Source organism: Daquilactobacillus linshuiensis, assembly GCF_052828685.1.
In genome coordinates this window covers 1,116,317-1,130,343 of the sequence record NZ_CM128255.1, presented here as the reverse complement: position 1 = coordinate 1,130,343, position 14,027 = coordinate 1,116,317, and the positions used below count along the sequence as shown (strand labels likewise).

Here is a 14,027-nt window from a genome sequence, read left to right as displayed (position 1 = left end):
AGGTACCAATTGAATTTAGTAGAGACTTTTTTTCAGAATAAACAATTACAAAATTTTGTAAGTAAAATTGAATATAATACAAAAAGCTTATTGACCGGATTGTCAGGATCTGCAAATACGCTTTTTTTTGCTGGACTGTTAAGTAAACAACAGAAGATATTAGTAATTGAAAATACTAATTTTCATGCAAATCAAACATTTGATGATTTAAACAGAATTTTAGACGAAGATTTAGTTCATATATTTCCAGTTGAAGAAGCAATATCTACAGAGGCAGCTGTTAGTTCACCTGATTCATTGGTTCAAAGATTGGATGCAATGAACTTTTTGGTTTCAAATAACAAGGGAATCGTTGTAACCTCTGTTTCGGGACTTGAGTATATTATTAATGGACAAAAAGAGTTTAAAGAATCAAAATTGATATTTAAAACTGGATTAGAATTTGATTTAAATCAATTGGCAAAACAATTGATTTCTATGGGTTATCATCGAGAAAGTATAGTTGCTAAACCAGCAGATTTTGCTATTAGAGGTGATATTTTAGATTTATATCCACTGAATACAGAAAATCCTGTTAGAATTGAGTTTTTTGGTGATGAAATAGATAGTGTCCGATATTTTGATGAAAATACACAAGTTAAGATATCAAGTGCTGATGAAGTAGAAGTTATTTCAGCGACAGATAGAATTATAGATACAAATAATTTATCAATAATTGCGGACAATATTGAAAAAGATTTTAAAAAAGTAACAGATAAGTTAGATAGTAAAGAATTAAAAGAAAACTATGAAGCCAATATAAATCCAGTTATTGAAAAACTACGCCAAAATGTTATTCCAGAAAATATTGGGTTATTTGCTGATTATATTTATGATAAAAAGAATTTACTTTTGGATTATGTTGATGAAGAAGTAACAATTGTTTTTAATGATTATAATAGGTTAGTAGAACAAGCTAATGAAAATATTTCTGATGAACTTGCGTGGACTACCGGACAATTAGAGTTAGGTAAAATTCTTCCTAATCAAGTTATTAGACAAAAATTTCTTGAGGTTATAAAAGGTAATAAAAATAAACAAGTATATCTTTCAATGTTACAAAAAAGTATGGGAAGAATGAAATTGACGCAGTTAGAGAATATACATATTAGAAGTGTTGCAAAATTTTTCAGTCAAATGCCATTAATCAAATCTGAAATAGATCATTGGAATAAAGAAGAATTCAGAGTGATCATTTTAATTGATTCAAAGCATCGTATTGAAAACATAAAAAATACTTTAAACGATTTTGAAATTGATGCTAAATATGTTACTAATGGGCAGCTAACGGATGATAAGGTACAGATAATTAACTCTAGTTTAGCGACTGGTTTTGAATATATTGATGAAAAGATAGTTGTAATAACGGAAACTGAATTATTCAATAAAGTTTCTAAAAAGCGTCGACGTCCTACTTTAAATAATGCTGAGAGACTAAAAAATTATAATGAACTAAAACCAGGAGACTATGTAGTACATGTAAATCACGGAATTGGTAAATTTACAGGCATTCAGACTATGGAAGTTGATGGTAAGCATCAAGATTACATTAGTATTGAATATCGTGATAGCGGTATGATTTTTGTTCCTGTTGTTCAATTGAATTTAGTTCAAAAATATGTAGCTTCTGAGGGAAAAACACCAAAAGTTAACAAACTAGGTGGAACCGAATGGCAAAAGACAAAAAATAAAGTTCAGTCAAGTATTGAAGATATTGCGGATGATTTGATTGAATTATATGCTAAAAGAGAGTCTGAAGAAGGCTTCAAATTTTCAAAAGATGATGCTATGCAAAGAGAGTTTGAAGATAGTTTTCCTTATCCTGAAACACCTGATCAAGTTAGAAGTACTAATGAGATAAAACATGATATGGAACAAATACGTCCTATGGATAGGCTATTGGTTGGGGATGTTGGTTTTGGAAAAACCGAAGTTGCTTTAAGAGCTATATTTAAGGCGGTCGAAGACCAAAAACAAGTGGCTTTTTTAGTTCCGACAACAATTCTTGCACAACAACATTTAGAAACAATGCAAGACAGATTTGCAAATTTCCCAATAAATGTAGCAATTATGTCTCGCTTTCAAACGCCTAAACAAATTAAAGAAGTAATAAAGGGGCTGAAGAATGGCAGAATTGACGTTGTCGTGGGAACACATAGAGTTTTATCAAAAGATGTAGAATTTAGTGATTTGGGGTTGCTAGTTGTTGATGAAGAACAACGTTTTGGTGTGAAACATAAAGAAAGATTAAAAGAATTAAAATCACAAATAGATGTACTAACTTTAACTGCAACTCCAATACCAAGAACATTAAATATGTCTATGCTAGGAGTTAGAGATTTATCTGTTATTGAAACCCCTCCAAGTAATCGTTATCCAATTCAAACTTATGTTATGGAGCAAAATGCAGCTGCGATAACAAGTGCGATTAATAGAGAGATGGAACGCGATGGTCAGGTATTTTATTTACATAATCGTGTCGAAGATATCGAAAGAACTGTAAGTGAAATTGAATCACTGGTTCCTAATGCAAGAGTTGCTTTTGCACATGGTAGAATGACTGAGACTCAATTAGAGGGTGTTATTTATGATTTTCTTCAAGGAGAGTATGATGTGTTGGTAACAACAACCATCATTGAAACGGGAGTTGATATGCCTAATGCTAATACTCTTATTATTGAAGATGCAGATAAATATGGATTATCGCAGTTATATCAACTAAGAGGACGTGTTGGAAGATCTAGTAGAGTAGCTTATGCATATTTCACTTATAAGCCAAATAAAGTTTTGACAGAAGTTAGTGAGAACCGATTAGAAGCAATTAAGAACTTTACTGAACTAGGATCAGGCTTTAAAATTGCAATGAGAGACTTATCTATACGTGGTGCCGGTAATCTCTTAGGGAAACAACAGCATGGCTTCATTGATTCTGTTGGATATGACTTATATATGCAGATGTTAACAAACGCTGTAAGTCAAAAGCGTGGACTTAAAAAGCAAGAAACAACAGATACTGAATTGAATATCAAAATTGAAGCTTATATTCCAAGTGAATATATTTCAGATGATCGTCAAAAAATTGAAATTTATAAAAGAATAAAATTAATTGATTCAGAAGAAAGTATGAAAGAAATGCAATCTGAGTTGATTGATAGATTCGGTAAGATACCAGTACAGACACAAGCTTTAGTTAGAATAAGTTATATTAAGTCCTTTTTAGATAGAGGACAAGCAGAATCACTTATAAGAAAGAATGGACAGTTGGTATTGAAATTATCAAATGACATTTCAAATAAGCTAAGTGGTGAAGATATTTTTAAGGCACTATCATTTACAACAATGAAGGCCAACGTCAGCCAAGATGATGAAAAATATAATTTGGTATTTAAAAATATTGACGATTATTCGGATGATGAATTATTGGATCAACTTGAAAGCTTTGCTAAAGGACTGGATAATATTGTTAATTCAAAAGAAAGTAGTGACTAATGGCTAATCAAGATAGTAAAAATATAATTACTGGAACTTGGATAATGGCATTTGCAGCGATATTTTCAAAAATACTTAGTGCTGTTTATCGAGTGCCATTACAAAATATGGTTGGCGATCATGGATATTATATATATCAACAGATATATTCTATCTATGGAATTTTTAGTGTCCTATCATTGACAGGACTTCCTTTATTAATTTCTAAGTTATTCTCTAGTTCGTCAGAAGAAGAATTAAATAGATATATTTTGGATGTGTTTTGGATTTTAGTATATATAGCGATTTTTTTAGTTGTTGTTATTCAAATTAGTTCGTCAAAACTTTCGTTAATGATGGGAGACAAAAATATAAAAGAAGAATTGCAATTGACAGCATTCATTTACTTGTTAATGCCGTTTGAAACTGTAATTCGTGGATATTATCAAAGCAAGCTTAATGTTGGAATAAGCGCAATTTCTCAAGTGATTGAGCAATTTATAAGAGTTACCTTAATTTTATTAGTGGCGTTTTTGTTTACAGCTGGATTATTTGACGTTTATAAAATGGGTGCTTGGGCTAACTTTGGTTCGGTTATTGCGGCTATAGTTGCTAGTTTATATTTAGGAATTGTGTTTTTAAAAGATAAGCCAATTAAATATAATTTAATGCCTACTTTTAATAAAAAAATATTTAAATTGTTAGTTACGCAAGGTTTAGGAATTGTATTAGTAACTGGTATATTAGTTTTTTTTCAAATGATTGATTCATTAACTATTGTTCCTGAGCTAATAAAAAGTGGACTTACAGTTATGCAAGCTGGCGTACAAAAGGGTATTTTTGATAGAGCACAACCGCTAGCACAATTAGGAATAGTAGTTGTTATTTCTTTTTTGTCCGTGTTAGTACCTGCAAAGCAAGCAAATATTGATCAATCTTCTTTAAATAAAGTACTTAGGTTTTGTATAAATTTATCTTTAGCTGAAACAGTCGGTCTTTGCTTATTAATAAGGCCAATCAATACCATGTTATTCAAAGATGATAAAGAAAGTATGACTATAGCGATATTTTTAATATCTATAGCTTTATACTCATTAATTAATATTTTGGTTACTTTAAATGATAAAACCCATCATAAACTAGTATTGATTTTTATTGGTATTTCTTTAACTTTAAAGGCTATTCTTAATATTATTTTGATACAACATCTAGGATTAATTGGTGCAAGCATAGCAACTAATATTAGTTTATTGTGTTTATTAATTTTGTTATTGTTTATTAGTGATAAAAAAATTAAACGTGTTTTTACTTCAGATAAATTTATTGGTAAGACTTTAATTGCATTATTAGTAATGGCAGTATTTGTGGAAATAACTGTTAGAATTAGCTTAAGTTTACTAGGTAGTTCAAGAACAGATAGTATAATAATAACGTTTTTAAGTATATTAGTAGGTGTTATAGTTTATGGTATATCTGTTGTTAAATTTAAAGTTTTTCCTAAGGAAGATTTAAATGATATACCTATATTGAAGAGGATAATAAAATGAGATTAGATAAATTTTTAAAAGTAAGTCGCATTATAAAAAGGCGTACGGTCGCAAAGGAAGTAGCAGATAAAGGAAGAATAGAAATAAATGGAAGAGTTGCTAAATCATCAACTGATTTAAGTGTTGGTGATAAGATAACTATTCATTTTGCTGCTAAAGATAGTACTTTTGAAGTTTTGAATTTACAAGATACTACTAAAAAAAATGATGCTGAATTAATGTATCGAGAGTTATAATTATATTTGGTATACTTAATCTAAGTTTTTTGGGGAAAGTGATAGTCATGAAAAAGGATACTTCAAGAAATGTCATTTCCTTTAGAACTAAATCTAAAGGAAAACAAAAAAATCTGACATATGAACAAATAGTTCATAAAAGAAGAATAACTGCAATTGTTTCTATTATCGTTCTTGTAGTACTAATTTTGGGTGGGCAAATAGTTTTTGCCAAACTATCTGAAATGAATACCAATAATTCCATCACGACTAGCCAAAAAAAGTTAGAAAAAGAGAAAAATAAAAATTCGGATTTAAAAATAAAAGCAAAACAATTACAAGATGATGATTACATTGAAAAAATCATCCGTTCAAAATATTATTACTCAAAAGATGGTGAGCAGATATATGCATTGCCTGGAAGTAATAATGTTAATTCAAATGATAATTAGAAGGCGGATAAAGTCCGTCTTTTTTCGTTGGAGAAGCTATGAAAGACTTATATAATAATTTTAAAAAAGAAGTATCAAAACTAAGTGGAACCATCAGTGGTAATAAATATTTGCTTGGTATTTCAGGTGGAGTTGATTCCATTGTTTTGTTTGATATGTTTTATCGTTTGAAAGGAGAGTTTTTATTTGAGTTTGAAGTAATAACGATTGATCATAAATTACGAAAAGAAAGCGAAGAAGAAGTTTCATATGTTAAAAAAATGTGTGAAGCAAAAAACATAATTTGTAATGTAGAAACTTGGAATAACAACAAAGATAAAAGTGAAAATGCAGCTCGTATATTTAGATATGAGATGTATAAAAAAGTTATGAATGAACATAATATTCACAATTTAGTACTTGCACATCATGCTGATGATCAAACAGAGACCGTTTTAATGAAATTAATTCGTGGAGGTAATATCCGTGAAGTTCAATCAATTGAACCTAAAAGGAATTTTAATAATGGTTTTGTAATCCGACCTTTTTTGAAGAATTCAAAAGATGAAATTAAAGAATATGCAAAAAACAATAATCTAAAATATTTTGATGATGTAACCAATTATTCTGATTTTACAATGAGAAATCGTTTGAGAAATAAAGTTGTTCCAGAGTTAAAAAAAGAAAATCCTAAAATTTTACAACACTTTACAGAGTTTACAGAGCAATTACAAACTACTAATTTGATATTAGAGAAATATTTTAATCCTATTTTTTTAAATGATTTTTCTTCTGACTTATTGTCAGGAAGCATAAGAAGTCTAAAAAACTTAAGTTTTGAAGAAAATATTTTATTTTGGAATATTTTCAAAAAGAAAAAACACTTTTTCCAATTGAACGATAAACAAATTAAGCAAATAAGTACATGTGTTAAATCTAAGAAGCCAAATATGGAAGTTTATTTAGACGATGAATTAAGATTTATAAAAGATCATGATAAATTCTCAATTGAAAAAGAAGACAGTTTTGACGGGTTAAATCTCGAATTACCAATGAATGAAAAAATAGCAATTAATGATATTCAAACAGCACTGATAACTGATGAATTTAAAACAACTAATTCTATAAAAATAAATGTTGATGAATATCCTAGTAGAATAGTTTTAAGAACCAGACAACCTGGTGATGTTTTATTACTAAGTAATAATAAGCACCAAAAATTAAAGAAAAGAATGATTGACTTAAAACTTTCGAAAAAGCAAAAAGAAAACGCCTTAATTCTTGCTTTTGATGATAAAATTGTATGGGTAGATGGAATTTATAATATTTCCAACTATGAAAAAAATAAAAACAGGAATTTTTATCTACAAATAAAAGGGAGATATCAATGAGATTAAGTGATGATATTGAAAAAGTTTTAATTAGTGAAGAACAATTGGAGCAAATCAATGAAGAACTTGCTGCTCAATTAAGTAAAGATTATGCAGATAAGAATCCAATTTTTGTTTGTGTACTTAAAGGAGCAGTTTTATTTTTAACTGACCTAGTTAGAAAAATGGATATACCGGTCGAAATTGAATTTATGGATGTTTCTAGTTATGGTGACGGAATTAAATCATCAGGTGATGTTAAAATCTTAAAAGATTTAGATGTTTCTGTTGCTGGAAGAGATGTTGTATTTATTGAAGATATCGTTGATACGGGATTAACTCTTGCTGCTTTGACAGAACTATTTAAGACTAGAAATGCAAAATCAATTAAAATATGTACATTACTTGATAAAAAAGAAAATAGACAAGTTAATGTAAAAAGCGACTATATAGGCACTACTGTTCCAAATGAATTTGTAGTAGGATACGGTTTAGACTATGCTGAAAAATATCGTAATTTACCGTATATTGGTGTTTTAAAACCAGAGATATATCAAAATTAAGATTCCTTATAATAAATAGCTAATTTTATTTTATTGTGTTAATATTCTGTGTATAAAAATTTTAGGAGGCATTAAATTGAAAAACAACAGAAATCGGCTAGTAAATAATAGCCTATTTTATATTTTAGTTTTTGTTGTTTTAGTTTTAGGGATGAGCTGGTTTGTGGGAAACCATGGTGGCTCACAAACTAAAGTAATGGATTCAAGTGAATTTATTTCTAAACTACAAAAAAACAAAATTAAAGATTTTTCTATCCAACCATCTAATGGTACATATCACGTAGTAGGAGAAATGAAAACCTCAAAAAGTGATAAAAAAGATGAAAAATCAAATAACAATGTCTTTCCATTATTTAGTAGTACAAAACAAAATAAACCTGAAGTAATAAACTTTACGTCTACAGTACTTCCTAATGATGCTACATTAAAGACTATCAACGATTTAGCAGCTAAAAATAACGTTAAAGTTAATGCTCAAGAAGAATCTCAAACTGGTGCATGGTTAAATATTGCACTCTTAGTTGTTCCAACTATAGTTGTTTTCTTCTTCCTTTACATGATGATGAGCCAATCTGGCGGCCAAGGTGGCGGAGCTGGAAGAATGATGAACTTTGGCAAAACTCAAGTCAAACCACAAGACCCTAAGAAAAACAGAGTACGTTTTTCAGATGTTGCTGGTGCAGAAGAAGAAAAACAAGAACTTGTTGAAGTTGTTGAATTCTTAAAAGATCCAAGTAAATATATCTCACTTGGTGCAAGAATTCCTGCCGGAGTATTGTTAGAAGGACCTCCTGGTACTGGTAAGACATTACTAGCTAAAGCTGTTGCTGGAGAAGCTGGAGTTCCGTTTTTCTCAATTTCTGGATCAGATTTCGTTGAAATGTTTGTTGGTGTTGGTGCAAGCCGTGTTCGTGATTTATTTGAAACAGCAAAGAAAAATTCACCATCAATTATTTTTATTGATGAAATTGATGCTGTTGCCCGTCAACGTGGAAATGGTATGGGTGGAGGAAACGATGAACGTGAACAAACACTTAACCAATTGTTAGTTGAAATGGATGGTTTCACTGGTAGTGAAGGTGTAATTGTTATCGCAGCAACTAACCGTTCCGATGTTTTAGATCCAGCTTTATTACGTGCTGGACGTTTTGATAGAAAAGTTCTTGTTGGTCGTCCTGATGTAAAAGGGCGTGAGGCAATCTTAAAGGTTCATTCTAAGAATAAGCCTCTAGCAGATGATGTTAATCTAAAAGTAGTTGCTCAACAAACACCAGGCTTTGTTGGTGCTGATCTTGAAAACTTATTAAACGAAGCGGCTCTAGTCGCAGCTCGTCGCGAAAAAAACAAGATAGATAATAAAGATATTGACGAAGCTACTGATCGTGTTATTGCTGGACCAGCTAAAAAGGATAGAGCAATCAGCAAAAAAGAACGCAATATTGTTGCTTATCACGAAGCTGGACATGCTTTAATTGGATTAGTATTGAGTGATTCTAGAGTTGTTAGAAAAGTTACTATTGTTCCTCGTGGTCGTGCAGGCGGATATGCTATTATGCTTCCTAAAGATGATCAATTCTTAGCAACTAAAAAAGAATTAGACGAACAAATTGCGGGATTATTAGGCGGTAGAACTGCTGAAGAAATAATATTTAATTCATTATCATCTGGAGCTTCAAATGATTTTGAGCAGGCAACTGCAATTGCTCGCAGTATGGTTACTGAATACGGAATGTCTGAAAAACTTGGAACAGTTCAACTCGAAAAAGAAGGACAAAGAGGATACGGACAACCGCTATATTCACAACAGACTGCTAAAGAAATTGATAATGAAATTCGCGATATCATAAATGTTCAGCATAAACGTGCTCATGCGATTATAGAAAGTCATCGTGAACAACATAAAGCAATTGCTGAAGCATTATTGAAATACGAAACGCTTAATGAAGAAGAAATTCTTAGTCTTTATAATACTGGAAAAATGCCAGAAAAAACTGATGAATTTCCAAGTGAAGCTGCAGCTACATTCGATGAAGCTAAAGCTGCTTTAGAAAGAAAAGATGCTGAAAAGCAAGCTGAAGAAGGAACAGTTGAAAAGAAGACTGAAGAAAATGAATCAACAGATTCTACTTCTGAAGAAAAAACACAAACTCTTAAGTCAGAAAATGATGATAAAGAATAATAAAAAGACTTCTTAGGAAGTCTTTTTTTATGAAAGGATTTTAAAATGAGCAATTATTTGATAAAAGCTATTACTAAGGATAATAACTTTCGTGTTTACTGTGTTGATGCAACTAGTTTAGTACAAGAGGCGCATGTAAGACACGACACATGGGTTACTTCAACAGCAGTTTTAGGAAGAACTCTCATTGGTACATTGTTGATTTCAACGTCATTGTTAAAAGGAGAGGATAAAATAACTGTTCGTCTACAAGGCAATGGACCTGCAGGAGCAGTAATTGTTGATGGTAATTCTCATGGAACAGTTAAAGGGTATATACAAGAACCACATATTAGTTTGCCAAGTAATGATAAAGGTAAAATTGATGTTAAAGGTGCAGTTGGAACTAAGGGAATATTATCTGTTACTAAAGATCAAGGATTAAAAGAACCATTTACTGGTCAAGTCGGACTAGTATCTGGAGAAATTGCCGAAGATTTTACATATTACATGGCTAAATCTGAACAAACACCATCAGCAATAGGATTGTCCGTATTTGTAGAACCTGATGAGCATGTTGAAGTAGCAGGCGGATTTTTAATTCAAGTACTTCCTGGAGCTGATGAAAGGGCAATAGAAGATCTAGAAAAAAAATTATCTGATATGCCATTAGTTTCTGAATTGTTGAGAGAAGGTAAAAATCCTGAACAAATAATTGAAGAATTATTTAGTAAAGAAAATGTGAAAACATTAGAAAAAATGCCAGTAAGTTTTACTTGTGATTGTAATAAAGAAAGGTTCAAGACAGCTTTGACTTCAATTAGTAAAGATGATTTACAAGAAATGATTGATCAAGATAAAGACATTGAAACAGTATGTAAGTTTTGTGGTAATAAATATCAATTCACCATTGATGAATTAAAGGAATTAATTTAGCATTTAGTGCTATGAGCTTGCTTTTATACCTTTATTTTTGCTATCATTAATCGGATAAAATTTTTCTTGGAGATAATTAAAATGGAATGGAAAATTGGTGACATAACGATACCAAATCAAGTGGTTGTTGCTCCTATGGCAGGAATTACAAATGCTTCTTTTAGACTAACAGCACGTGAGTTCGGTGCTGGTCTTGTAGTGTGTGAAATGATTAGTGATCGTGGAATTATATATCGCAATAAAAAAACATTAAATATGTTATTTGTCGATCCTAAGGAACATCCTGTAAGTATACAAGTTTTTGGTGGAACAAAAGAAACGCTTGTTCAAGCTGCACAATTTGTTGCCGAAAATACAGAAGCAGATATTATTGATATTAATATGGGATGTCCGGTAAATAAAATAGTTAAAACTGATGCAGGAGCAAAATGGCTTTTGGATCCTGATAAAGTCTATGAAATGGTTGACGCTGTAACAAATGCAGTTGATAAACCAGTAACGGTTAAAATGCGTACTGGTTGGGATGAGGACCATATTTTAGCGGTTGAAAATGCTTTAGCTGCTGAAAAAGCAGGTGCAGCAGCTCTTGCAATGCATGGAAGAACAAGAAAACAAATGTATACTGGATATGCAGATTGGGATATCTTGCATCAAGTTGCCCAAGAAATCACTATTCCATTTATGGGAAATGGTGATATTAAAACTCCAGAAGATGCTAAAGTAATGATTGAAGAAGTTGGTGCTGATGCTGTTATGGTAGGACGTGCTGCTTTAGGGAATTTATGGCGATTAGATGCCATGAATCATTACCTAGAAACTGGTGAATTAATTTCTGAACCAACACCGTCTGAAAAAATTCAAACTGCTAAACTACAATTAGATAGATTAATCGAATTAAAAGGTGAACATACTGCTGTACCTGAGTTTAGACAACAAGCTGCATATTACTTAAAGGGTATTCCTCGTGCAGCAAGAGTACGTGCATCAGTTATGAAAGTAGATACAAAAAAAGAAGTGTTTGATATTTTAGATGACTTTATCGAGAAATTAGAAAAGACACAAGCAACTGGAAGATAAAATTGGAGGTTTTATTTTGGCTAAATTAACAGGCGAACAAAGACAAATGAATGATCAATTAAGAGCTAGAAGAGAGAAAATGACAGAACTAGCTGAATCTGGAATTGATCCATTTGGCTCGAGATTTGAACCGAAAAATACTGCAAGTGAACTTCATGAACAATATGAAGATATTGAAAAAGAAGAATTAGATGGCAAGGCTATATCAACAATTATTGCGGGGCGCATGATGACAAAGCGTGGTAAGGGTAAAGTAGGCTTTGCTGACATAAAAGATAGAACTGGACGTATTCAAATTTATGTTAGAAAAGATGTCGTAGGTGAAGATAATTATCATATCTTCAAGCGCTCTGATCTTGGTGATATTTTGGGTATTGAAGGTGAAGTGATGAAAACGGATATGGGTGAGCTAACTGTGAAAGTAACTCATATTACAATGCTTACTAAAGCACTACGTCCACTTCCTGATAAATATCATGGGCTAACAAATATAGAACAAAGATATAGACAAAGATATTTAGATTTAATTACAAATCAAGAAAGTTATGATCGCTTTGTTAAACGTACTAAAATCATTTCGGCAGTTCGCAAGTATTTAGACAATAATGGATTTTTAGAAGTAGAGACTCCTGTTTTGAACTCTCAAGCAGGCGGTGCTTCAGCTAAACCTTTTATCACACATCACAATGCTTTAAATATAGATATGTATATGCGTATTGCTTTAGAACTTCATTTAAAGCGTTTAATTGTTGGTGGTATGGAACGCGTTTATGAAATAGGACGCTTATTCCGTAATGAAGGTGTTGATACACATCATAATCCTGAATTCACATCGCTTGAAACATACGCAGCATATTTTGACTTTAATGATGTTATGGACGAAACAGAAGGAATATTTAGATTCGCTGCTAAAGAAGCGTTAGGAACGGAGCAAATTAACTACCAAGGTGATGATGTTGATTTAGCTAAGCCGTTTAAACGTGTTCACATGGTAGATGCAATTAAAGAAGCAACTGGAATTGATTTCTGGAAAGAAATGACTTTAGAAGAAGCACGTAAATTAGCCGATGAAAAAAATGTTAAATATGAATCTTACTGGAAAGTAGGACATATAATTAATGAATTCTTTGAAACCTTTGTGGAAGAGACAATTAAAGAACCAACATTTATTTATGGTCATCCAGTTGATGTTTCACCACTTGCAAAGAAAAACTCTGAAGATCCTCGATTTACTGATCGCTTTGAATTGTTTATTTTAGGCAATGAGTATGCTAATGCATTTACTGAACTAAACGATCCAATTGATCAAAGACAAAGATTTGAGGACCAAGTTGCAGAACGTGATGCAGGTAATGACGAAGCTGAAGGAATTGATGAAGACTTTATTGAAGCTCTTGAATACGGAATGCCACCTACAGGTGGTTTAGGTATTGGTATTGATAGATTAGTTATGCTATTAACTGATGCAGCATCTATTCGAGATGTATTGTTATTTCCAACAATGAAACCAGAACATAAGGATAACGATTAAAACATAGGTAAATTACCTATGTTTTTTTATTTATCTTATTGACGTACCAATTTAGAGTTGGTAAAATATATGAGTTGCGTTAAGCAAACTCATGGAGGATTAGCTCAGCTGGGAGAGCATCTGCCTTACAAGCAGGGGGTCACAGGTTCGAACCCTGTATCCTCCATTTGAGTCGTTAGCTCAGTTGGTAGAGCATCTGACTTTTAATCAGAGGGTCGGCAGTTCGAGCCTGCCACGACTCATTGCACGTAGTGCAATATTGAATAATAGATATGCGGGTGTGGCGGAATTGGCAGACGCGCCAGATTTAGGTTCTGGTGTCCATTGGACGTGAAGGTTCAAGTCCTTTCACCCGTATAATGTCGCCGACTTAGCTCAGTTGGCAGAGCATCTGTCTTGTAAACAGAGGGTCGGAGGTTCGAATCCTCTAGTCGGCATAATTTTTAAAAGACAATCCAATTGGATTGTCTTTTTTTAGTGATTATAATAAAATTTTAAAAAAAGAAATAGTAGGTATTGAACATATGCTTAATTATGGTTATAATAATTAAGTATTGCGGGTGTAGTTTAGTGGTAAAACCACAGCCTTCCAAGCTGTTGTCGCGAGTTCGATTCTCGTCACCCGCTTAAAAAAGAGACTGCAAATAATTGTGCAGTCTTTTTATTTTGCATTTTTTATAATAAGTTTTATA

Annotated in this window: 10 protein-coding genes and 5 tRNA genes; all 15 read left to right on the top strand. The window is 31.8% G+C overall.

Annotated elements, in window-relative coordinates; genetic code table 11:
* Positions 1-9: 9 nt before the first annotated feature.
* The 15 genes from mfd to ACUV9F_RS06120 all read left to right on the top strand — a co-directional run bounded on the left by mfd (position 10) and on the right by ACUV9F_RS06120 (position 13,962).
* The gene (mfd, locus tag ACUV9F_RS06190) at positions 10-3,528 is read left to right on the top strand and encodes a transcription-repair coupling factor (protein WP_446183403.1); all 3,519 of its coding nucleotides are present in this window, start codon (positions 10-12) and stop codon (positions 3,526-3,528) included.
* Positions 3,528-5,054 (top strand): oligosaccharide flippase family protein, encoded by a 1,527-nt coding sequence (locus tag ACUV9F_RS06185; RefSeq protein WP_446183402.1) that lies wholly within the window; start codon positions 3,528-3,530, stop codon positions 5,052-5,054. The genes mfd and ACUV9F_RS06185 overlap by 1 nt, the downstream gene beginning before the upstream one ends.
* Positions 5,051-5,290, top strand: a complete 240-nt coding sequence (locus ACUV9F_RS06180; RefSeq protein ID WP_446183401.1) for an RNA-binding S4 domain-containing protein — start codon at positions 5,051-5,053, stop codon at positions 5,288-5,290. Before ACUV9F_RS06185 ends, ACUV9F_RS06180 begins: the two co-directional genes overlap by 4 nt.
* A 47-nt stretch (positions 5,291-5,337) precedes the next feature.
* Positions 5,338-5,721 carry an FtsB family cell division protein gene (locus ACUV9F_RS06175; protein ID WP_446183400.1) on the top strand — a complete coding sequence of 128 codons (384 nt, stop codon included), beginning with the start codon at positions 5,338-5,340 and terminating at the stop codon, positions 5,719-5,721.
* 38 nt (positions 5,722-5,759) lie between these two features.
* Positions 5,760-7,091 (top strand): tRNA lysidine(34) synthetase TilS, encoded by a 1,332-nt coding sequence (gene tilS / locus ACUV9F_RS06170; RefSeq protein WP_446183399.1) that lies wholly within the window; start codon positions 5,760-5,762, stop codon positions 7,089-7,091.
* Positions 7,088-7,633, top strand: coding sequence for a hypoxanthine phosphoribosyltransferase (gene hpt, locus ACUV9F_RS06165; protein WP_446183398.1), 546 nt, complete (start codon positions 7,088-7,090; stop codon positions 7,631-7,633). The genes tilS and hpt overlap by 4 nt, the downstream gene beginning before the upstream one ends.
* 76 nt (positions 7,634-7,709) lie before the next feature.
* Complete coding sequence (ftsH, locus tag ACUV9F_RS06160; RefSeq protein ID WP_446183397.1) at positions 7,710-9,812, top strand: ATP-dependent zinc metalloprotease FtsH; 2,103 nt, start codon at positions 7,710-7,712, stop codon at positions 9,810-9,812.
* 45 nt (positions 9,813-9,857) lie between these two features.
* Positions 9,858-10,727 (top strand): Hsp33 family molecular chaperone HslO, encoded by an 870-nt coding sequence (gene hslO, locus ACUV9F_RS06155; RefSeq protein WP_446183396.1) that lies wholly within the window; start codon positions 9,858-9,860, stop codon positions 10,725-10,727.
* An 81-nt stretch (positions 10,728-10,808) separates the two neighbouring features.
* Positions 10,809-11,804, top strand: a complete 996-nt coding sequence (gene dusB, locus ACUV9F_RS06150) for a tRNA dihydrouridine synthase DusB (RefSeq protein WP_446183395.1) — start codon at positions 10,809-10,811, stop codon at positions 11,802-11,804.
* A gap of 46 nt (positions 11,805-11,850) precedes the next feature.
* Complete coding sequence (lysS, locus tag ACUV9F_RS06145; RefSeq protein WP_446184360.1) at positions 11,851-13,335, top strand: lysine--tRNA ligase; 1,485 nt, start codon at positions 11,851-11,853, stop codon at positions 13,333-13,335.
* A 93-nt stretch (positions 13,336-13,428) separates the two neighbouring features.
* Positions 13,429-13,501 (top strand) — tRNA-Val (locus ACUV9F_RS06140).
* Between the two features lie 3 nt (positions 13,502-13,504).
* Positions 13,505-13,577 (top strand) — tRNA-Lys (locus ACUV9F_RS06135).
* Positions 13,578-13,609: 32 nt separating this feature from the next.
* Positions 13,610-13,692 (top strand) — tRNA-Leu (locus tag ACUV9F_RS06130).
* Positions 13,693-13,699: 7 nt separating this feature from the next.
* A tRNA-Thr gene (locus ACUV9F_RS06125) sits at positions 13,700-13,772 on the top strand.
* A 119-nt stretch (positions 13,773-13,891) separates the two neighbouring features.
* Positions 13,892-13,962, top strand: a tRNA-Gly gene (locus ACUV9F_RS06120).
* Positions 13,963-14,027 lie beyond the last annotated feature (65 nt).

Bases quoted from the DNA above. Each gene is read 5' to 3' on its own strand.
- ACUV9F_RS06185 (WP_446183402.1), top strand. From the start codon at position 3,528: ATGGCTAATCAAGATAGTAAAAATATAATTACTGGAACTTGGATAATG.
- ACUV9F_RS06180 (WP_446183401.1), top strand. From the start codon at position 5,051: ATGAGATTAGATAAATTTTTAAAAGTAAGTCGCATTATAAAAAGGCGT.
- ACUV9F_RS06175 (WP_446183400.1), top strand. From the start codon at position 5,338: ATGAAAAAGGATACTTCAAGAAATGTCATTTCCTTTAGAACTAAATCT.
- tilS (WP_446183399.1), top strand. From the start codon at position 5,760: ATGAAAGACTTATATAATAATTTTAAAAAAGAAGTATCAAAACTAAGT.
- hpt (WP_446183398.1), top strand. From the start codon at position 7,088: ATGAGATTAAGTGATGATATTGAAAAAGTTTTAATTAGTGAAGAACAA.
- hslO (WP_446183396.1), top strand. From the start codon at position 9,858: ATGAGCAATTATTTGATAAAAGCTATTACTAAGGATAATAACTTTCGT.
- dusB (WP_446183395.1), top strand. From the start codon at position 10,809: ATGGAATGGAAAATTGGTGACATAACGATACCAAATCAAGTGGTTGTT.
- lysS (WP_446184360.1), top strand. From the start codon at position 11,851: ATGAATGATCAATTAAGAGCTAGAAGAGAGAAAATGACAGAACTAGCT.